Origin of the sequence: Pseudarthrobacter sp. lyk4-40-TYG-27 (assembly GCF_030209295.1) — a bacterium.
In the GTDB taxonomy this organism is placed as follows: domain Bacteria; phylum Actinomycetota; class Actinomycetes; order Actinomycetales; family Micrococcaceae; genus Arthrobacter.
On the sequence record NZ_JARVSH010000002.1, the window covers coordinates 140,302 to 160,275 of the forward strand.

A 19,974-nucleotide genomic window follows, 5' to 3' on the forward strand; every position below is an offset into this window, starting at 1 on the left:
CTGCCGTATCCCGGCAACCCAATGATCTTGTCCTGCCCGGATCAAGGACGGCGGCGGAAACAACCAAAGATTGCCTCAAGATTGCGGTGTCAGGGGCGGCCATCGAGGAACTCGAGCAGGTGGGTTTCGAGGGCTGAACGGTCCTTCATTTCGCACTCCCAGACGGTCAGCACCTTCCAGCCGGCGCTTTCCAGTTGGCGCAGTTGATCGGCATCGCGTTCACGGGTGCGGGTGCGTTTTGCCTTCCAGAAGTCCGCATTGGCCTTGGGTGCGTGTTGACCCACCCGGCAGGTATGGAAATGCCAGAAGCAGCCATGGACAAAGATCACTTTGTGGCGCCCGGCGAAAACCAGGTCCGGATTGCCCGGGAGCTTGGTGCCGGCGGAGGTGCCGTGCAGGCGGTACCTGTAGCCCTTGGCGTGCAGGAGCCGGCGCACCAGCAACTCCGGTTTGGTGTCCTTGCCGCGGATCCTGGACATGTTCCAGCTTCGCCTCTCCGGGGAGAGCTTGTCCGCGGTGGGTTCGGCCGCGCTGGAGGTGCCTGGCATCTTTCCAGTCTAGGAGTGCTAGATCTCGCGCTCCGGCTGTTCGCCAAAAACGAAGTGCCTGCCGCTCACGGAGGAGGGGGTGATCTCCACGTAGAAGTCTTTGAGCGTGGGAACCCAGGTTTTCAGGCCGAGCTCTTCAATGGCGGCCAGCTCGTCCGAGTTGCTCAGCACGCGCGCCGTGCCCCGCAGCACAACGGACCACGCCTCAGCGGACAGGATGCCATCGGTCTCAAAAAGGACCCGGGCGTTGATGGTCAGCTGCGCCAGTTTGTTCCCTGGTGCCGTCCGGAGATAGACCTTCCGGTTCGACGTCACGTAATTCACCGGAAAAATATCGGGTTCGCCCGCAACGGAAACCACCAGCCGGCCATGTTGCGTGGCCGCCAGAAGCCGCCAGGACTGCTCATCGTCGAGTTCCAGGACGGGATTGCCGTCCGCATGTTCAAACATCATGCCGCCATTGTTCTCGTCCGGCTGGAAACGCACCAGAGTCCGGAGTCCCCCTTACGAAGCATGCAATCCGTGCCGGGAGCAACTGGCCCACCAGCCCAGCGGGGAAACCTGGACCAGGAGCCGGCGGCCGCACGACGCGCAGAAGCGCGGCGGTTCCAGCTGGAGAAGGTCCGCGCACCTGGTGTGGTGGTACGACGGCGGTGCGTCGCCGCCGTCGTCCTCCTCCTGCTTGGGCGGCGCGTTCTCCTCCGTGGGCGCGTTCCCGTGCAGGGAACGGGGCTGCAGTGGAAGTCCGCAGAGTTCGCAGTAGGGCGTCCCAGCTGAAGGGATCAGGTCCGGGGTGCTCACAGGGTTTTCTGCAATTCCTTGATGGGCATGTTCAGGTCCACCAGGAGGTTCAGGTCGGCGGTGGCCGGGCGGCCCAGGGTGGTCAGGTAGTTGCCGACAATCACGGCGTTAATGCCGCCAAGGAGGCCTTGCCGGGTACCGAGGTCGCCGAGGGTCAGTTCGCGGCCGCCGGCGTAGCGCAGCACGGTACCGGGCATGGCCAGCCGGAAAGCCGCGATTGCCCGCAGGGCGTCTTTGCCGTCCATGAGCGGCTGGTCCTGGAGCGGCGTGCCCGGCCTGGGGTTGAGGAAGTTGAGCGGAACCTCGTGTGGTCCAAGGGCCGCCAGTTGCGCGGCGAGTTCGGCCCTTTGCTCCAGGGTTTCACCCATCCCGATCAGTGCCCCGCAGCACAGCTCCATGCCGGCATCCTTGACCATGGCGCAGGTTTCCAGCCGTTCCTCGTAGGTGTGGGTGGTGACCACCTGCGGGAAAAAGCTGCGGGCGGTTTCCAGGTTGTGGTTGTAGCGGTGGACGCCCCAGCCGGCCAGCTGCTCCACCTGCCGGCGGGTCAGCATGCCCAGGGAGCAGGCGATATTGATGTCCACTTCCTGCCTAATGCGGTCGATGGCGAACTTGACCTGGTTCATGAGTTTGATGTCGGGGCCGCGGACAGCAGCCACGATGCAGAATTCCGTAGCGCCGGTGGCTGCGGTTTCCTTGGCGGCCTTGACCAGTTCCGGTATGTCCAGCCATACGCCGCGGACCGGGGAATCGAACAGCCCGGATTGGCTGCAGAAATGGCAGTCCTCGGGGCAGCCTCCGGTCTTGATGGAGATGATGCCTTCCACTTCCACGTCTTCGCCGCAATGCCTTAACCGGACGTGGTGGGCCAGTTCCAGGAGCGCCGGGAGTGCCTCGTCAGGAAGGCGGAGGACGTCCAGCAGCTGTTCCCGGGCCAGGCCGGCGCCCTGTTCAAGGACCTGCCGCCTGGCCGTTTCCAGGATGGAGTGGTCCTGCAAGGGAGGGGAATTCGTCATTGCTGTCCTTTGGCTCGCCGTCATGTCCTTTCCTTTCCGACGCTAGTTCGGTGCGCGCCTGCTGTTTTTGTGGACCGCATACAAGGCGGGATCGCGGACTTTGTTGACACCTGCAGTCAATACTTAACGCTGCCGAAACAGTTCCGTGACCGGCCTGTCGTTTCGGCTGGATAGCGTCGCTTCGAGACGTTCCCCTCCCATCGAAAGAGACAGGCATATGAGCCAGGACCTGGATACCCAGCAGTTGCTGGAACCCGCGGCACCCGCCGGGGCCGCCGTCGTCGGACATCCTCCGGCGACCACGACGGCGGGCAACACCGCCGCCCTCAACGCCACCAAGGAAAGCCTGGAAGACTACACGCTCCGGTTCGCGCCGCGTTCCTATCGCAAGTGGAGCGCCGGGGTGGTGGCCACCAGCGCGCTGGGCGGCATCGCGTATCTTGCAGACTTCTCGATCGGCGCCAACATCGGCATTTCCTACGGAACGGTCAACGCGATCCTGGGGATTGTGGTGGCCGCCGTCGTCATCTTCGCCACCGGATTCCCGCTGGCCTACTACGCTGCCCGCTACAACATCGACCTGGACCTGATCACCCGTGGCTCCGGTTTCGGCTACTACGGGTCCGTGGTCACCAACGTCATCTTCGCGACGTTCACCTTCATTTTCTTCGCGCTGGAAGGCTCCATCATGGCCCAAGGCCTGGAGTTGGGGCTCGGAATTCCGCAGTGGATGGGCTACGCCGCGTCCACCATCATCATCATTCCGCTGGTCATTTACGGGATGAACACCCTTGCCAAGCTGCAGGTGTGGACCACTCCGCTCTGGCTGCTCCTGATGGTGGTGCCGGTGGGTTACCTGCTCTTCTCCCACCCCGAGAGCATCGACAGCTTCTTTGCGTACACCGGCGCGTCCGGGGACGGCGGCCCCAACCTGGCATCCGTCATGCTTGCCGCCGGGGTGTGCCTGTCGCTGATGGCGCAGATCGCTGAGCAGATCGACTACCTCCGGTTCATGCCGCCGCGTACCGATGCCAACAGGGGAGCCTGGTGGCGGGCTGTCATCCTGGCCGGTCCGGGCTGGGTGATCTTCGGTGCCATCAAGCAAATCGTGGGGCTGTTCATTGCCATCTACCTGATCGCCACGCTGGACCCTGCCGCTTCGGCAACGGCCAACGAGCCGGTTCACCAGTTCCTGGGCGTCTACCAGGAAATGATGCCGGCCTGGCTGGCCATGACCCTGGCGGTGGTGCTGGTGGTCATCTCCCAGATCAAGATCAACGTGACGAACGCCTATTCAGGCTCGCTGGCGTGGACCAACTCTTTCACCCGGATCACCAAGACCTACCCGGGCCGGATGGTGTTCGTGGTGGTGAACCTGCTGATCGCCCTTGTCCTGATGGAAGCGAACATGTTCGATTTCCTCAACACCATCCTCGGGTTCTACGCCAACTGCGCCATGGCCTGGGTGGTCACGGTGGCGTCCGATATCGCTATCAACAAGTACCTGCTCAAGATCTCGCCCAAGGTGCCGGAGTTCCGCCGCGGCATGCTGTACGCCGTGAACCCGGTGGGATTCGTGTCCATGCTGGTGTCAGCCGGTGTTTCGATCGCTGTCTTCTTCGGGGCGTTCGGGGCCGCCATCCAGCCGTACTCGCCGATCTTCGCCGTGGGCCTGGCGCTGGTCCTTCCTCCGGTCCTCGCGGTGCTCACCCGGGGGAGGTACTACCTGCGGCGCACGGATGACGGCATTGAGCTCTCCATGTTCGACGCCGACGGCAACCCCAGCGACGCCAAGCTCCTCTGCCACGTGACCGGGATGGAATTCGAACGGCCGGACATGGTGCGCTCAGCGCAAGACGCCCCCGACGGCGGACCGCAGTACGTTTCGTCGCTCGCCTTGTCCACCGACAAGACAGGCGAACTGGTGCTGCCGGCCGCGAAATAGCAGTTCATTCTTTTCTCAGGAAGGAAGCCGGTGCCGTATGGCGCCGGCTTCCTTTATGACTTTTCCGTGCTGCGGGCTGGTGGTAGAACCGAGGACGTTGGCCTGTGGATAAGTCTTAGCGCCACATTGTGACCTGGGCTACCCTTAAGTCACTGTTCGGAGCAAGCCGTCTTGAAACTACTGGGGGAATAGCGGCCCATGACACTACAGAAGCCTTTTACGTCGCGCATTTTTTGGTCCCGTCCGCAGCGGTCCACCGCGGGGGCCCTTGTGATTGCGGGCTCGCTCCTGCTGGCCGGTTGCGCGGGCTCATCACCCGCAGATCCAGGCACAACCTCGCCGGCTGCATCGGAGAGCGCCACGCCAAGCGCCGCGGCCACCCCAACCCCGACGCCCAGCGCCGTCTACAAGCCGGCCGACGCATCCGGCCCCGCCCAGCACGTCCCCGTCCCCATGCTTCCTGATGTGGCAAAGACGGAGACGAAGGAAGGGCTCGAGGCGTTTGCTAAGTACTGGTTCGATCTGCTGAATTCCGCCTATCAGACCGGGGACGTTTCCGGATTGCAGTCAGTCACGGACCGAAACTGCGAATACTGCTCGAAACTCACCGCTTCTCTAACCACCAACTATCAAGGCGGTCGATGGTTGGCTGGCGGAAAAATCACTACTCCAGCCATCACTACATCTTTTGAGAGGTCTAGCGACGGCAACGTCCAGGTCATATTGCAGGTGTTGCAGTCTCCAATTAGCTACTACGAGACTGGCGGCAAGGAATTCAGAGCCGCGAGCAATGGGTCGAATACCGGCAACGTACTATTAGCCAATTACGTGGATGGCGCTTGGCGCGTCAACGACCTGCACCCGATACGCTGATGCTCAAGTCAGGGCCGCGAAGTCTTGTAGTCTTACTGGCAATTTTGTTTTGCGCCATCTGCGCGCCGGTCTCTCCCGTATTTGCGGACGATGGTCTTGAAGCTGACTTTGGTGAAGTAGGCATTGATATTGACAGCTGGACTATGGATCCAGCAACAGGTCACATGGTTCCGCCTGAACCCGGCGCCGTTGTTTCTGACCCCAACGAGTACAAATACGAGTTGCAGTGCCACCTTGGCGGCGGAGACTTCGACACTCCCTGCCTTGGCCGACAGCTCGACTGCAAGGACAGGGAAGACGGCGCCAAGGGTATTCCGGTCATGTGGCTCTCGCGGCCACGCGGTGTTCCCGGTGCGGTCTGGGCACACCACTCAGGCCCCACCTGCCTTTACGATGCCAAACCGGAGGATCTCCTGCCACGGATCGCTGCGGACATTCAACGGCAATTCCAGAACCTGCCTGTGAATGCGGGCAGCGTCGTGGCCCAGCCCAGCCCCAATACTCTGCGTGGCGCCGAAACCAATTTCTACGCGGAGGCCGTCGAGCAGCAGTTCGACATCACCATGTTCGGCCAGCAGGTCCATGTCGTGGCAACACCCGTCCAGTACACCTGGAACTACGGTGACGGGACTGTGTTCGGCCCCCAGCCGTCTATGGGAGGTCCCCTCCCGCAGGATCGGTGGGGAGAAAAGACGCGGACCAGCCACGCCTACGCCGCAACCGGGGATTTCCAGGTGGTGCTGATGACGTCCTTCCAAGGCACGTACTCGGTGAATTCCGGTCCACCATTGCCCATCCCGGGCCAAGGCCAGTTCAGCGCCCCGCCGGAAGGCATCAGCGTCTGGCGTTCGCTCACCCGCAACTACGCGGACGACTGCAACGCCAACCCCCAAGGCCAAGGTTGCCCAGGTGCCGTGACACCGCGCTGAGCCCGCTCCCGGATCCGAACGCCCAAAGTCCAAGAATGTGATCCCGGTCCCAGAAGGAATAGTTGCACGCGCCCTACAGTTGGCATGGACAGTACGTCTCCAGCCTTCGAAAGGAACTGCGCATGCTGTTTTCCCCCCTCACCCTCGGCGAACTCGAACTTCCCAACCGCCTGGTGATGGCGCCCCTGACCCGCCTCCGTGCAGGTGAAAAGGGCGTCCCGGGCCCGCTCCTGGCGGAACACTACCGCCAGCGCGCTTCCCTGGGCCTCATCGTCAGCGAGGGCACCTACCCCACTCCCGCCGGCCAGGCATACCCCGGCCAGCCCGGAATCGTCACCGAGGAACAGGTCGCCGGCTGGAAGAAGGTAACGGATGCCGTCCACGCCGAGGGCGGCCACATGTTCGCCCAGATCATGCACGGCGGACGGGTTTCCCATTCGGACATCACCGGGGGCCTGGAAATTGTCGCCCCCAGCGCGGTGGCCATTGACGGCGTCGTCCGCACTCCCGAAGGCAAGAAGCCGTACCCTGTGCCGCACGCGCTGACCACCGACGAACTCCCCATGGTCATCCAGGAATTCGTCAACGCCTCACTGAATGCCATCGAGGCAGGCTTCGACGGCGTGGAACTGCACTCGGCCAACGGCTACCTCCTGCACGAATTCCTGGCCCCCAACTCCAATGTCCGCACTGACAGCTATGGCGGATCACCGGAGAACCGTGCCCGCTTCGTCATCGAAACCGTCAACGCCGTGGTGGCAGCCCTCGGCGCCAACCGGGTGGGCCTGCGCATTTCCCCCGAGCACAACGTCCAGGGCATTTCCGAAACGGATGCAGCGGATGTCCGTGACACCTATGAGGTCCTGGTGGACAGCATCGCGCCGCTCAACCTGGCGTACCTGAGCATCCTGCACCACGAGCCCACCGGCGAACTGGTCCAGGACCTCCGCGAACGCTTCGGCGGCCCCTTCCTGGTCAACACCGGCTTCGGCGTGATCACCACGAAGGAAGAAGCCGTGACCCTGGTGGCCGACGGCCACGCGGACGCCGTGGTGGTGGGACGCCCGGCCATCGCCAACCCGGACCTGGCCCGCCGCTGGAAGGAAAGCCTTCCGCTGAACGAGCCGGACCCGTCCACCTTCTACGCAGAAGGCGCCACCGGCTACACGGATTACCCGGTGTACCAGGGCTAGGCATTTCTTCGGCCAACCCGAATCAAACGACGACGGCGGCACCCAGCGTGGGTGCCGCCGTCGTTGGCTGTCAGGGGTGCTGGTCCCGGGCAGCAGTGCCGCGAGGCCATCCGACGGCCTCCGGCTGAGAATTTATGTGGCCCGCCGGACTCCCTCGGAAGCCGGCGGTGATCAGATGATACTCCAACGAATGGACTCCTGCCAGAGCCACTTTGTGAGTCGGCATCCGGCTCACATCACGGCCTCACGGCCAGTGCCCTCCCGCATCAGCAGCCTGCCGTCCTCAATGGAGACCAGCACGCTTTTGGGCCTGCCGCTGACCTTGGTGATGGCCTTGAGCCCGCGGTTGGTGACTTCAACTCCCACCTGGGCACCCTTGGCCGGAAGCTCCACCGAAACTTCAGAGGCGATGCCCAGCAACGGATTGGTGGAAACGTTCATGTCCCTGCGCACAACTTTGCCGTTGACCGTCACGGTGATGTTGGCTTCTTCAAACCCCTCCTGAAACACGACAAGCAGTTCCCGCATGGTGGCCTCTTCCTCGAGCATGGGTGCCAGTGACTGCAAGACCACTACAGCACTTTGCGGGCCCGAGTGGAATACTCGCTTTCGCTGGCGCTTGCCGGTCATTGCCGGCCGCGGTGGAGCCATGCGGGCCGGTAGGGCAAGATGTTCTGGTGACCCAACAGCCTGTGCCTTCCCCCGCTTCCACCTCCTCAGCCGTGACCGCCGAGGACCCCATCTACGGCCAGATCGCCGATGAACTGGGGGTCAAGGCCTGGCAGGTGAAGGCGGCGGTAGGACTGCTCGACGCCGGGTCAACCGTCCCCTTCATCGCCAGGTACCGCAAGGAAGCCACGGGGACGCTCGACGACACCAAACTCCGCGACCTCGACGAACGCCTCCGCTACCTCCGCGAACTCGAGGACCGGCGTCGAACAGTGCTTGAAGCGGTTGAGGCGCAAGGCCAGTTGACGCCGGAACTCCGCAGGGCGATCCTGGCGGCGGACACCAAGTCCAGGCTGGAGGACATCTACCTGCCGTTCAAGTCCAAGCGACGCACCAAGGCCCAGATTGCCCGGGAAGCCGGACTGGAACCGCTCGCGGACGCGCTGCTGAAGCGCCCGGACCTCCACCCTGAACGGGAGGCCGCAAAGTACCTCAACAGTGAGCACTCCATTGGCGATGCCGCCGCCGCGCTCGCCGGCGCCAGGGCCATCCTGGTGGAGCGGGTGGCCCAGGATCCAGACCTTGCCGCCACCCTGAGGGACCGGCTGTGGAGCCAGGGCCGGATGGTATCCCGCGTCAAGAAGGGCAAGGAAAACGAGGGCCAGAAGTTCTCTGACTACTTCGAATTTGCGCAGGCCCCGGACCGGATGCCGTCCCACCGGGTGCTGGCGCTGCTTCGCGGCGAGAAAGACGGCATCCTGGACCTGGATCTCACCGAAGCCGACCCCTCCGACGACGCCGCGCTGACCGCCGCCCGGGCACGCTACGAGTCCGCGGTGGCCAGGTTCCTCGGCGTCGCCGACCGTGGCCGTCCCGCCGACGCCTGGTTGCTGCAGACCGCCCAGGTGGCATGGCGTTCGCGCGTCCTTGCCCGGCTCACCGCCGACCTCCGGGGCCGGATGTTCGCCGCAGCGGAGGACGAAGCGGTGCGGGTGTTCGCCGCCAACCTGCGCGACGTCCTCCTGGCCGCCCCCGCAGGGAACCGAGCCACCCTGGGACTGGACCCCGGGCTGCGGACCGGAGTGAAAGTCGCCGTCGTGGACGGTACCGGCAAAGTCGTCGCCACGGACACGGTGTACCCGCACGCGCCGGCGCGAAAATGGGACGAAGCCCTAACCACCCTGGTGCACTTGGCCCGCCGGCACTCGGTCGAACTCGTGGCGATCGGCAACGGGACCGCGTCGCGCGAGACGGACAAGCTCGCCGCGGAACTGATCAAGCTGCTGCCGGACGTGGACCGAAAGCCACAAAAGCTCGTCGTGTCGGAAGCCGGCGCCTCGGTCTACTCAGCGTCGGCGCTCGCAGCCGCCGAACTCCCGGGGATGGACGTTTCGCTCCGCGGCGCCGTGTCCATTGCCCGGCGCCTGCAGGATCCACTCGCCGAACTCGTCAAGATCGATCCCAAGTCCATCGGCGTGGGCCAGTACCAGCATGACGTGACAGCGTCCAAGCTGGACCGTAGCCTTGACGCCGTGGTGGAGGACTGCGTGAACGCCGTGGGCGTGGACGTTAACACAGCTTCACCCGCGCTGTTGAGCCGGGTGGCCGGCGTCGGACCATTGCTGAGTGAAAACATCGTGGCGTACCGCAATGAATACGGGCCCTTCTCCAAGCGGACCGACCTGAAGAAAGTCCCGCGGCTGGGCGCCAAGGCGTTCGAGCAATGCGCCGGCTTCCTCCGGATCACCGGGGGAGCGGAACCGCTCGACGCCTCAAGCGTGCACCCGGAATCGTACGCCGTGGCGAGGAAGATTCTGGTGGCCGCCGGGTCGGCGCCCGCGTCATCCCTGGACCCCCGGAACTTCGTCGACGATACCTTCGGGCTCCCCACGGTCAAGGACATCCTGGCCGAGCTGGATAAACCCGGCCGGGACCCACGCCCCGCCTTCGCCGCAGCCACCTTCTCGGAGGGGATCGAGAAGATCTCGGACCTCAAGCCCGGCATGGTCCTGGAAGGGACGGTGACCAACGTTGCGGCGTTCGGGGCGTTCGTGGACGTGGGAGTGCACCAGGACGGACTGGTTCACGTTTCGGCCTTGGCCAACCGGTTCGTCTCCGACCCCCGCGAGGTGGTCAAGTCCGGGCAAGTGGTGCGCGTCAAAGTCTTGGAGGCTGATCCGGAACGGAAGCGGATTTCGCTGACCCTAAGGCTCGACGACGAACCGGCCGGCGGCGGGGCAGCTTCGGGGCGGGGCCCGGGCGCCGGTAAGACGGAGCGGACCGGAAAGCCTGAGCGCGGCGGAAAACCTGACCGCGGCGAGCGTGGTGACCGCCTCGACCGCCAACAGCCAAAGCAAGCGGCCGGAGCGCCCGGCTCTGTCCGGTCGGCTCCCAAACCCCAGCCCGGCAGCAATACGGCCATGGCCGAGGCGCTCCGGAAAGCCGGCCTGGCTTAGCAGCCTTGCGGTGAGCCCGGACACGCTGTTATCCGGGCCCACCGATCATGCGCGGCCGTCCGAACCTGGTCCGGACTCCCGGCGAATAGAGCACTGAATCCGGCGGCCCGTCAACAGTGATCCCGGCAGCTCCAATCAGTCCATCGGTTAGCTGCCGCACCTCCGCGTGGAAGAGCGGCCACGCCTGGTGGGTGTTCGGCACGTAGGCGGTGCGGCCCAGAAAGCGGCCGTGCATCCCGAACCTCGCGGTCAGGAAGACAGACAGGGAATCAGAGGCCGGCTCCCGGAGCTTGGGGACGACCACGAAGTCGCTCCGTGCTCCCGTGCTGCCAAACCGGCGCACGGTGTAGCCGACTGGAAATTCATCAGTGGACCCGGCAGCGTCTCCGCCGGGATGCTGTGTTCGGCTCCTGGCGTCCGGAAAGGGCGGACGTTGCCGGATACGCGACCAGACGTAGGGGATGCCAGCCGCCCGTGTGGCCAGGACCACCGGCAGCCGGTTCGCATCCAGGCTCAGGAACACCACTCCGCGGGTCCCGTCCGGCTCACGGGAGTACAGCCGGACGTTCACCTCGTTGAAGCTGCCCAAGTACGGAACGCCTGGGCCGCGCCCAAGCCCCGCCTGCTCCATGCGAAAGCCGATCAAACCCACCCAGGAACTGCCGTCGAACACGTCCGGCCGGATTCCCTCAGGCATGAACGCCGCTGCCTCCGCCTCCGGGATACGCCAGTGAAGGAAAACGGCCTCAAGCCAGCGTTGGTCGGAGAACACCGGCGCAGGAAGTTCCGGCGGCCGCGGCCACACTCCTGCCGCACTTGCACTTCCGGTCACAGTCAATCGACTCCTTCGCTGGGCACGGCCGCCGACCCTCCTAGTTCAAGGGACGGGTGTCTTCGGGAAGCTGTCCGCCGGCGAGCAACGCGGCCGCGGTGTCGGCCAGTGCGGTCAGTGCCACGCGCTGTGTCCACGGACCGTAGGAGATGCGGGCAACGCCCAGTTCCTGCAGCCGGGCCGGGGGAAGGGACCCGGGGACGTTGATGACGGAGACCTTGTTCCAGCCAATACCCTCGACCAACGCGGTGACGGTAGGCTCATCAAGCAGCCCGGGCACGAAGACTGTTGTGGCACCCACGTCCAGGAAGGCCCTGCCGCGGGCGATGGCGTCCGCGAGCACCTCGCCGGGGTCCCGGTCCTTGCCCTTGAGGAAGGCGTCGGTCCTGGCGTTAAGGACGAAATCGATCCCTTCCGTTGACGCGGCGTGCACCACTGCTGACATTTGGTTGACCGCATCCGCCAGCGGCCTCATCTGGTCCTCGATGTTTGCCCCGACGATGCCGACGCCGATGGCCTTGCGGGTGGTCTCCCCGGGGTTGCCGTAGCCGGACTCCAGATCGGCACTGACGGGAAGATGCGAGGCGGCGGCGATGCGGCCAACGGCGGCGATCATCTCGTCGACGGGAATGTTCTCGCCGTCTTCGTAGCCCAGCGAGGCCGCGATGGAGTGGCTTGCCGTGGCGAGGGCGGTGGTGCCCGGGACGTCCGTGATGACTTTGGCGGTGATGGCATCCCACACGTTGACCACTTGAAGGATCTCAGGGGCCTGATGGAGTCGGAGCAGTTCGGACGCTTTGGTGCGAAGAGTTTCAGCCATGGCTGAAGCCTAACGGACGTTGCAAGGGTAACGGCGGGGCGTAGCGCAAACCTGTATTCCCAGGCGCGGATTAGCCCCTGCCAGGGATGGGCCCGACGGCGCGGCCTCAGGCGCCCTTATCCGGCAGGGGCGGAGGCTCCGGGGTGGGCTGCCGCCGGGTCCTTTTGCCAAGGCCAGCGACCCGTGATCTCAAGCTCCAGGGAAAAGCTGAGGAAGGTCCTGATCAGCACAATGACGGCCAACACCCCGACGCTTTCGAACGTCGGAGTGACCGCGACAGTGCGGATGATGTCCGCAGCGACCAGTAATTCAAGGCCCAGGAGGATCGAACGGCCCAGCGACTGGCGGTAGGAGCGGTAGAAGCTCAGTCTCTTCGCCCCGGCCGGGACCTGCCGGGGCTGGTAACCGCGGATCGCCAGCGGGAGGGACACCAAGGCCCCAATCACCATGACCGCAACCCCTGCAAAATCGACCAGCTGGCCGGTGGCTTCAATGATCTGCCTGAATTCCATTCCCTGCCTTACTTAGAGCCTGGCATGTGCCGCCCGACGTGGAACCGACTGGGGCACGGGGCCGGGCTACGGATGGCGGCTGCCGTTCCCTGCGATGACGTCCCTGTACCCTTCCCGGAAGGTGGGAAACGTGAAGTTGAACCCGGTGCTTCGGAGCAAGTCGTTCCGGCAGCGCTTGTTGCCGCCGCGGGCGGGACCAGCATCGCCCGCCTGGGGTTCGGGCAGCCCAAGTTCGGACGCCAGGAAACGCAGTACGGCACCCAGATCGGCCGGTTCGTCGTCCACGCCGACGTAAACCGGAGCAGGGACATCCGCCATGGTGGCCAGGTGCACGATCGCCGCCGCGGCGTCATCCCGGTGGATCCTGTTGGTGTAGCGCACATCGTCCGGAATGACGGCGGAGCCGCTCCGCACCTGGTCGATCAGCCTGGTCCGGCCGGGTCCGTAGATGCCACCCAGCCTGAGGGCCGTGGTGGCGCTCCTGCCGGAAAGCCGGCCGTGCAGGAGCTCCTCGGCCTCAAGCAGCACCTTCCCGGAGAAACCACCCGGGTTCGGCTCCGTGGCCTCATCCACCCAGCCGCCCGCTGCGTCCCCGTACACCGCCGTGGAAGACACAAAGAGGACGCGTTCCGGTGTCACGCCGTCCCGCTCCAGCGCATCCAGCACATGTGCCACGCCGCGTACATACGCAGCACGGTATGCCTCCTCTGAGGGGGCATCAGCCGCAACGGCGATGACGACGGCGGTGGTGTCCGCCGGGATCGGCGGCAGGTCTGCGGATCCCAAGTCTGCCGCGGCTCCCTCGATGGCTGCCGGCAGTTTTTCGGGGGACCGCCGCCACCCTATGACCCTGTGGCCAAGGGCGGCGAACCGCAGGCCCGCCTCGGTGCCCAGGTCGCCGCACCCTGCCAGCAAAACAGTCATGGCTACGGGGCCTCGACCGGAAAGAACACCCGGGGGTCCTGCAGCAGGGCGGGGTAGGCGAATGCCGAACGGTCCATGATCTCCAAAACCTCGAAAGTCCTGCCAAAGCGGCCGTCATCGAGGTTGATCGGACGGCCCACTACCTGGCCGAGCGCGAACTTTGCCCCGTGTTCCAGCGGGACAGCGACGGGCGTCTTCCCTGGGAGGGTGCGGAATGCCTCCTCCTGCGCCTGCCGTTTGCGGGTGGGCTTCTTCACCTGGGGCCTGGGCGGCGCCTTCTTCGGGGCGCGGGACGGACGTCGGGAACCGTCGTCAACATAGACCGGGGCGTAACCATCGTCCCCGGCTGACGCCGCTGCGGAGGCGTTCCGGTTCACCGGCGGAAGTGCCACCGTGGTGAGCGACTGCGGGTCGACGTCGTCGTGAGGGTCGCGGAGGATCCACAACAGGTCTCCGTCCGGCTCCTGCGGCAGGAATTCGTGCCGCGGCTCCGGCCAGACGTAGTCCATTGCCGGAATGGCGTCCGGGAAAACGGAGGCGTAGAACTTGGGTTCCTTGTGCACCAGCTTGGACCGGTGGCTCAGGTGGAAGTCGGGCTCCCCGAGCCACGGCGGCATGATGATCTTGGCGGCGTAGTCCGGGTGGGCTGCCTGCGGCGCGAACTCGGCGATGTTGGCCCGTGTGTTATCCGGGTGGCCCCGTTCCATCCACTCGTCCACCATCGCGAGCCCATACATGGTGAGGGCAGGAACGTGGCCCATCCACATCCGGATCGCCGGGTGGGTCTGCCAGCCGTATTCGGGGATCACCAGGGCACGGAGGGTTTGCAGCGCTTCAACCCGCTGCTTGCCCAGCCGCGCGGTGTCCAGGGCTGCGGCGCTTTGGCGGAAGTCAGGGTACGGGAGGAAAGTTTGCATCCATTCAGTTTGACGGCAGCCGGCGGAAGTGCCAATTGCTGTGCCGGCGGCCACATCCCCTGGCCGGCCCGTGGCGCGGTCTCCGCCACCAAGCTTGTCCAGATATTGGACGCATACATACGGCTCCCAGGTTAAACCACTAAGATCTCGGCAACCACCCCAGCGTTTTGGAAGCTCACTCATGACATCTACACCTGAAAAGTCCACAGCCGCCGCCCGCCCGGCGCTGCCCCGCTACGGACAGATGCTCGGCCCCGAAGCCCAGGGCATCCTGGTCCTCGACGAGTTCACCATCGATCCCGCAGCCGCCCGGAAGGACCAACACCGTTTCCGCGACGGCATGGCCGCCGTCGCCCGGACCGTCCGCCGGATAGCCGCCCTGCGCGTGGTGATCGCGCTGGTCGCCATCGGAAACCTGCCCCTGTTCCTGCTCTCGAGCGGATGGTGGATTTACGCCGTCTCGCTCACCCTCGTCGTCGCGGTACACAGCGCCGTGACACTGCTGAACCGGCACGAGCCCCGGCTCAAGCAGCGCTCCGCGCTGGAACTGCACATGCATCGCGAACGCAGCGCCAACTACCGCAAGGTTCGCGACGCCGTGAAGTACATGATCGACACCCCCAGCCGCATGAACGAGCACCTCTACCTGGAACTGCTGGCCGTCAAGCGGGTGGCATTGAACCTGGCGCACGGAACGGTAGCGCTGTTGGATACCAGCGACGACTCCGCCTGGAAGGTGCGGATCGTCCGCGAACTGCCCGCCGCCTGACTGACCGGCGCGTCCCCGCCGCGGCAGCGGACACCGGCTTAAAAAGAACGACGCCGGCACACCCCTTGTGGGGGCGTGCCGGCGTCGTCTTTGGTCAACGGAATTTGTCTATCGCCGACCTGTCTGTGGCCCCTTGGGAGGCGGTGCGGCCAAGGCCGCTGCCGTTACGCGGGGAGCTGGATGACCTGTCCTTCGAACACCAGGTTCGGATCGGAAATGGTATCCAGGTTGGCGTCGGCAAGGTGCTGCCAGCCGCCCTGGATCCCCAGCTTCTGGGCAACGATGCTCAGGGTGTCGCCGGCCTGCAGGGTGTAGGTTTCACCGCTGAGCGGAACGGACGTTGCGTGCCGCGGTGCCTGCTGCACAGGTGCGCTCTGCACCTGCGTGGCCTGCTTGACCGGGGCGCTCTGGACGGGCGCGCTCTGCACCGGTGCACCGCCCCCGCCGCTCAGGCCGAGCTGCGACGCGCAGGAGGGCCATGCGCCCCAGCCCTGGGAAGCCTGGACCCTTTCGGCCACCGCGATCTGCTGTTCGCGGCTGGCGTCCGCCGGCGAGCCGGTGCCGCCGTAGGCAGCCCACGTGCTTGAGGTGAACTGCAAACCGCCGGAGAAGCCGTTGCCGGTGTTGGTGGACCAGTTGCCACCGCTCTCGCACTGGGCCAGCGAGTCCCAGGTGGAGGTGGGGGTTGCCGCGTTTGCGGCGGTGGCGGAGAGGGCCAGGCCTGCCGCTGAGACGGCGGCAAGGGTGATTCCACGGCGTGCGGCAGTACGGAATTTGGTGTTGTTCATGATGTGATGCTCCCGAGGGCCACCAGCGCTGGTTCCGTCCCCGGAGATCGTCGCGCTACTGCCCACCCCTGACAAATAGAGGTCAACGTCGGTGGCTGCCGCTGGGCAGTTCTGGTGGAGGCAGCACCGGGCAATCAAAAAGCCCGCCAAACGGGCATGCATTTCACGCTAAGACATAGCCTTGGCGTTATCAAATCGGGACCGGGCCGGGTGTTGGCTGGCAGTTTCCTGGCCGAGTGCGGTTGCCAGGTAGGGAGCGGTCCGGCTTTCCACGGACTGCGCGACAGCCGCAGGTGTGCCCGCGGCCATGATGCTGCCGCCTTTGTCCCCTCCGGACGGCCCAAGATCAATGACCCAGTCAGCACCGGCCACAACGGCCATATCGTGTTCAACCACCACCACGGAGTTTCCGGCGTCCACCAGGCCGTGGAGCTGTGCCATCAGCAGCTGCACGTCCGCAGGGTGCAGCCCGGTGGTGGGCTCATCGAGCAGGTAGAGGGTGTGTCCGCGCTGCGCCCGCTGCAGTTCTGTGGCGAGCTTGATCCGCTGCGCCTCGCCGCCGGAAAGCTCCGTGGCGGGCTGTCCCAGCCGCAGGTAGCCCAAGCCGACGTCGCGCAGGCTGGTAAGGCTCCTCGCCGCGGCAGGAACGTCCGCCAGGAACTCGGAGGCGGCGTCCACGGTCATGGCCAGGACCTGGGCCACGTTCTGGCCGTGATATTCCACCTCAAGGGTTTCGGGGTTGTAGCGGGACCCGCCGCACTCCGGGCATGGGCCGTAGCTGCCGGGCAGGAACAGCAGTTCCACCGCCACGAACCCCTCGCCCTGGCAGGTCTCGCAGCGTCCGCCGGCCACGTTGAAGGAGAACCGCCCGGCGCCGTAGCCGCGGGCCTTGGCTTCGTCCGTGGCGGCGAAGACTTTCCGGACGGCGTCGAAGAGTCCGGTGTAGGTGGCCAGGTTGGAACGCGGGGTCCGTCCGATCGGTTTCTGGTCAACTTTTACCAGCCGGTCGATGTGTTCCAGTCCGGACACCGGGCCGACGCTGAGCGGGGCGCTGAGCTCCCCTTCGTCCACTCCGCCGTCGGCTGCGCCCGTGGAAACGGCGCCCGGCCCGTCGGGACGCAGCCAGCCGCCTGCCACCTCGGCCAGGACCTGGCTGACAAGCGTGGATTTGCCGGACCCGGAGACGCCTGTGACAGCGGTCAGGACACCCAGGGGGAACTCAGCGTCGAGGCCTTGCAGGTTGTGGCGGCTGATGTCCCGCAGCTCCAGCCAGCCTGCCGGTTCGCGGTCACGGCCCGGGGCGTCGTCGTCTGCTTCCTGACCGGAGAGCTCCGGGAACAGGTACGGCCTGGTGACCGAATCCTCCACTCCGGCCAGCCCGTCCACCGGACCGCTGTAGAGCACCTCGCCGCCGCCCTCGCCGGCGCGCGGACCCACGTCCACCAGCCAATCGGCGTGGCGGACAACGTCCATGTTGTGCTCCACCACGAAAACCGAATTGCCGGAAGATTTCAGTTGCTCCAGCACCTCCAAAAGGGGCTCTGCATCGGCAGGATGGAGCCCTGCAGAGGGCTCATCGAGCACGTAGACCACGCCGAACAGCCCGGAGCGCAGCTGGGTGGCGATCCGCAGCCGCTGCATCTCGCCGGGGGAGAGCGTGGGCGTGGAGCGGCCCAAGGCCAGGTAGCCCAGCCCCAGGTCCAGCAAAACGGTGACGCGCTGCAGCAGGTCGCGGGTGATGGCGACGGCCACCTCGTTGGCTTCGCCGGAAGACTGCTTCCTGGACGCCGTCTCGGCTGAGGCCAGCTCGGTGGTGGGGCGGATGATGCCCGCCAGCTCTGTCAGTGGTACCGCGTTGAGCTCGGCGATCGTCCGCCCCGCGAACGTCACTGCCAAGGCCTCAGGCCGCAGGCCGCTGCCACCGCACAGGGGGCACGGACCGGATTCCATGTATGCAAGCACGCGTTCGCGCATGGACGCGCTCTGCGAATCGGCCAGGGTGTGGAGGACGTAGCTCCTGGCGCTCCAGAACCGGCCCTTGTACGGTTTGGCCACGCGGTCGCGCTGCGGAGTGACTTCCACCACCGGCTGCTCCTCCGTAAAGAGGATCCAGTCGCGGTGCTTCTTGGGCAGCTTCCGCCAGGGAATGTCGACGTCGTAGCCCAGGTGGGTGAGGATATCCCGCAGGTTCTTTCCCTGCCAGGCGCCGGGCCACGCGGCGATGGCACCCTCGCGGATGCTCAGCGACGGGTCCGGGACCAGCGAGGCTTCGGTGACGGTGTGCGCCACACCCAGGCCGTGGCACTCCCTGCAGGCACCCGCGGCCGTATTGGGGGAGAAGGCATCCGAGTCCAGCTGTGGGCTGCCCTCCGGGTAGGTGCCGGCGCGCGAGAAGAGCATCCGCACCGAGTTGGAGAGCGTAGTGACGGTCCCCACCGTGGACCTGCTGCTGGGGACGCCGCGGCGTTGCTGGAGTGCGACGGCGGGCGGCAACCCGCTGATCAGCTCCACCTTGGGGTTGTGGCCCTGCTGGATGAGGCGGCGGGCATACGGGGCGACGGATTCGAAGTAGCGCCGCTGCGCCTCGGCGTAGATGGTGCCAAACGCCAGGGACGACTTGCCCGAGCCCGAGACGCCGGTGAACGCAACGATCGCGTCACGGGGGACATCCACGTCGACGTTCCGGAGGTTGTTCTCGCGCGCTCCCCGGACCCGGACAAATCCGTCCGCGGCGGGGCTGGGAGCCGGGTCCTGCAGGTCATCAGTGTGCTTGGCGTTCTGCATTGGTTTGACTCTAGTGGTGATTCGGCCGCCGGGCATTATCCTGTCCGGATGGAAACCTACGCCGGCGGCAGCACCATGCCCGAATCCGAAGCGGTCCCCGCGGAACCCGCGGTCCCCACCAAGCCCCTCCCGGTGGCCGAACTGCACCTGCATATCGAAGGTACGCTTCAGCCCGAGCTCATCTTTGCCCTGGCCGAGCGCAACGGCATTGTCCTGCCTTACTCCGGGTTGGAAGAACTCCGCGAAAAGTACGAGTTCACGGACCTGCAGTCATTCCTGGACCTCTACTACGCCAACATGGCCGTGCTGCGTACCGAGCAGGACTTCGCGGACATGACCCGTGCCTACCTTGAGCGGGCGGCCGCCGCCGGTGTCCGGCACGCCGAAATCATGATGGACCCCCAGGCACACCTGTCCCGCGGCGTCCCGCTGGAAGCATGCGTCAACGGCGTGGCCTCGGTCCTGGCCACGTCCCGGGAGGACTACGGCATCTCCACCATGCTCATTGCCGCTTTCCTCCGGGACCTTCCGGAAGACTCGGCGTTGGAAGTCCTGGAGCGGCTGCTGGCCATGGACGCTCCCATCGGAGCCATCGGCCTGGACTCGGCCGAGGTCGGAAACCCGCCTTCCAAGTTCGAGCGGCTTTATGCAAAGGCCCGCGCGGCCGGCCTCCGGCTGACGGCGCACGCAGGGGAGGAAGGCCCGGCGTCGTACATCATTGAGGCCCTGGACCTCCTGGGCGTGGAACGCATCGACCACGGTATCCGCTGCATGGATGACGCCGACCTGGTGGAGCGCCTGGTTGATGCCCGGGTTCCCCTCACCGTCTGCCCACTGTCCAACGTGCGGTTGAGGGCAGTGGACACTCTCGCTGACCATCCCTTGCCCGCCATGCTGGCCGCGGGCCTGAACGTCTCGGTCAATTCGGACGATCCTGCGTACTTCGGCGGTTACGTGGATGACAACTTCGCCCAACTGACTGCGGTGTTTGAGCTGTCCGACTTTGACAGGGCCCGCCTGGCGGCGAATTCCATCCACTCTTCCTTCGCCTCGGAGGAGCGGAAAGCGGAGCTGCTGGAGGAATTGAACAGCCGGGAAGCCACCGCCTGAGCACCCGCTGTGCCGCGGGCAACAGTGCGGCTCCCGGGCCGGTAAACTGGGAGCCGCAGGCGTGTCTGGGGAGTGCAAGGCAGCACCC

The 19,974-nt window shown here is 65.6% G+C and carries 19 protein-coding genes; 7 read left to right on the forward strand and 12 right to left on the reverse strand.

Translation table 11 applies throughout. From position 1 onward, the window contains the following. Nucleotides 1-89: 89 nt before the first annotated feature. The 4 genes from QRM96_RS04085 to bioB are packed head-to-tail and all read right to left on the reverse strand — an operon-like array spanning nucleotide 90 to nucleotide 2,365. Nucleotides 90-548 (reverse strand): very short patch repair endonuclease, encoded by a 459-nt coding sequence (locus QRM96_RS04085; protein ID WP_018762221.1) that lies wholly within the window; start codon nucleotides 546-548, stop codon nucleotides 90-92. Between the two features lie 18 nt (nucleotides 549-566). Then, nucleotides 567-1,001: a pyridoxamine 5'-phosphate oxidase family protein gene (locus QRM96_RS04090; RefSeq protein ID WP_026264709.1), complete on the reverse strand. Its 435-nt coding sequence runs from the start codon at nucleotides 999-1,001 to the stop codon at nucleotides 567-569. A 51-nt stretch (nucleotides 1,002-1,052) separates the two neighbouring features. Next, nucleotides 1,053-1,349 (reverse strand): biotin synthase auxiliary protein BsaP, encoded by a 297-nt coding sequence (bsaP, locus tag QRM96_RS04095; protein WP_285318490.1) that lies wholly within the window; start codon nucleotides 1,347-1,349, stop codon nucleotides 1,053-1,055. Continuing rightward, a complete protein-coding gene (bioB, locus tag QRM96_RS04100) occupies nucleotides 1,346-2,365 on the reverse strand; it encodes a biotin synthase BioB (protein ID WP_285318492.1) in 1,020 nt (339 codons plus the stop codon). Before bioB ends, bsaP begins: the two co-directional genes overlap by 4 nt. Nucleotides 2,366-2,582: 217 nt before the next feature. On the opposite strand from bioB, the gene QRM96_RS04105 reads away from it, so the two are divergent. The 4 genes from QRM96_RS04105 (at nucleotide 2,583) to QRM96_RS04120 (ending at nucleotide 7,305) form a co-directional block, all read left to right on the forward strand. Next, on the forward strand, nucleotides 2,583-4,310 hold the full coding sequence (locus QRM96_RS04105; protein WP_285318493.1) for a purine-cytosine permease family protein: 1,728 nt from the start codon (nucleotides 2,583-2,585) through the stop codon (nucleotides 4,308-4,310). 198 nt (nucleotides 4,311-4,508) lie between these two features. After that, complete coding sequence (locus tag QRM96_RS04110; RefSeq protein WP_285318494.1) at nucleotides 4,509-5,183, forward strand: DUF6318 family protein; 675 nt, start codon at nucleotides 4,509-4,511, stop codon at nucleotides 5,181-5,183. Between the two features lie 164 nt (nucleotides 5,184-5,347). Beyond that, nucleotides 5,348-6,112, forward strand: coding sequence for a hypothetical protein (locus QRM96_RS04115; protein ID WP_285318496.1), 765 nt, complete (start codon nucleotides 5,348-5,350; stop codon nucleotides 6,110-6,112). Nucleotides 6,113-6,234: 122 nt separating this feature from the next. Beyond that, nucleotides 6,235-7,305 carry an alkene reductase gene (locus QRM96_RS04120; RefSeq protein WP_285318498.1) on the forward strand — a complete coding sequence of 357 codons (1,071 nt, stop codon included), beginning with the start codon at nucleotides 6,235-6,237 and terminating at the stop codon, nucleotides 7,303-7,305. 231 nt (nucleotides 7,306-7,536) lie between these two features. Here the strand turns inward: QRM96_RS04120 and QRM96_RS04125 are convergent, their stop codons facing one another. Next, complete coding sequence (locus tag QRM96_RS04125) at nucleotides 7,537-7,854, reverse strand: hypothetical protein (protein WP_285318570.1); 318 nt, start codon at nucleotides 7,852-7,854, stop codon at nucleotides 7,537-7,539. Nucleotides 7,855-7,982: 128 nt separating this feature from the next. Here QRM96_RS04125 and QRM96_RS04130 point away from each other — a divergent pair, with 128 nt between their 5' ends. Further along, nucleotides 7,983-10,430, forward strand: coding sequence for a Tex family protein (locus tag QRM96_RS04130; protein WP_285318499.1), 2,448 nt, complete (start codon nucleotides 7,983-7,985; stop codon nucleotides 10,428-10,430). A 28-nt stretch (nucleotides 10,431-10,458) separates the two neighbouring features. Here the strand turns inward: QRM96_RS04130 and QRM96_RS04135 are convergent, their stop codons facing one another. From QRM96_RS04135 to QRM96_RS04155, 5 genes are all read right to left on the reverse strand, one after another. After that, nucleotides 10,459-11,262, reverse strand: coding sequence for a YqjF family protein (locus QRM96_RS04135; RefSeq protein ID WP_285318501.1), 804 nt, complete (start codon nucleotides 11,260-11,262; stop codon nucleotides 10,459-10,461). A 40-nt stretch (nucleotides 11,263-11,302) separates the two neighbouring features. Continuing rightward, a complete protein-coding gene (locus tag QRM96_RS04140; protein ID WP_109863810.1) occupies nucleotides 11,303-12,082 on the reverse strand; it encodes an isocitrate lyase/PEP mutase family protein in 780 nt (259 codons plus the stop codon). 116 nt (nucleotides 12,083-12,198) lie between these two features. After that, nucleotides 12,199-12,594: a DUF1622 domain-containing protein gene (locus QRM96_RS04145; RefSeq protein WP_018762233.1), complete on the reverse strand. Its 396-nt coding sequence runs from the start codon at nucleotides 12,592-12,594 to the stop codon at nucleotides 12,199-12,201. Nucleotides 12,595-12,660: 66 nt separating this feature from the next. After that, a complete protein-coding gene (locus QRM96_RS04150; protein ID WP_133832480.1) occupies nucleotides 12,661-13,518 on the reverse strand; it encodes an SDR family oxidoreductase in 858 nt (285 codons plus the stop codon). A gap of 2 nt (nucleotides 13,519-13,520) precedes the next feature. Next, nucleotides 13,521-14,435, reverse strand: a complete 915-nt coding sequence (locus QRM96_RS04155; RefSeq protein WP_018762235.1) for an MSMEG_6728 family protein — start codon at nucleotides 14,433-14,435, stop codon at nucleotides 13,521-13,523. Between the two features lie 181 nt (nucleotides 14,436-14,616). On the opposite strand from QRM96_RS04155, the gene QRM96_RS04160 reads away from it, so the two are divergent. Continuing rightward, nucleotides 14,617-15,204 (forward strand): hypothetical protein, encoded by a 588-nt coding sequence (locus tag QRM96_RS04160; RefSeq protein WP_018762236.1) that lies wholly within the window; start codon nucleotides 14,617-14,619, stop codon nucleotides 15,202-15,204. Between the two features lie 164 nt (nucleotides 15,205-15,368). Here QRM96_RS04160 and QRM96_RS04165 read toward each other — a convergent pair whose 3' ends face one another. Together QRM96_RS04165 and QRM96_RS04170 are read right to left on the reverse strand one after the other, a co-directional pair. Continuing rightward, complete coding sequence (locus tag QRM96_RS04165; protein WP_018762237.1) at nucleotides 15,369-15,992, reverse strand: LysM peptidoglycan-binding domain-containing protein; 624 nt, start codon at nucleotides 15,990-15,992, stop codon at nucleotides 15,369-15,371. A 168-nt stretch (nucleotides 15,993-16,160) separates the two neighbouring features. Further along, nucleotides 16,161-18,776 (reverse strand): excinuclease ABC subunit UvrA, encoded by a 2,616-nt coding sequence (locus QRM96_RS04170; RefSeq protein ID WP_285318503.1) that lies wholly within the window; start codon nucleotides 18,774-18,776, stop codon nucleotides 16,161-16,163. Between the two features lie 48 nt (nucleotides 18,777-18,824). On the opposite strand from QRM96_RS04170, the gene QRM96_RS04175 reads away from it, so the two are divergent. Beyond that, the gene (locus QRM96_RS04175; RefSeq protein WP_206073956.1) at nucleotides 18,825-19,886 is read left to right on the forward strand and encodes an adenosine deaminase; all 1,062 of its coding nucleotides are present in this window, start codon (nucleotides 18,825-18,827) and stop codon (nucleotides 19,884-19,886) included. Nucleotides 19,887-19,974: the final 88 nt, after the last annotated feature.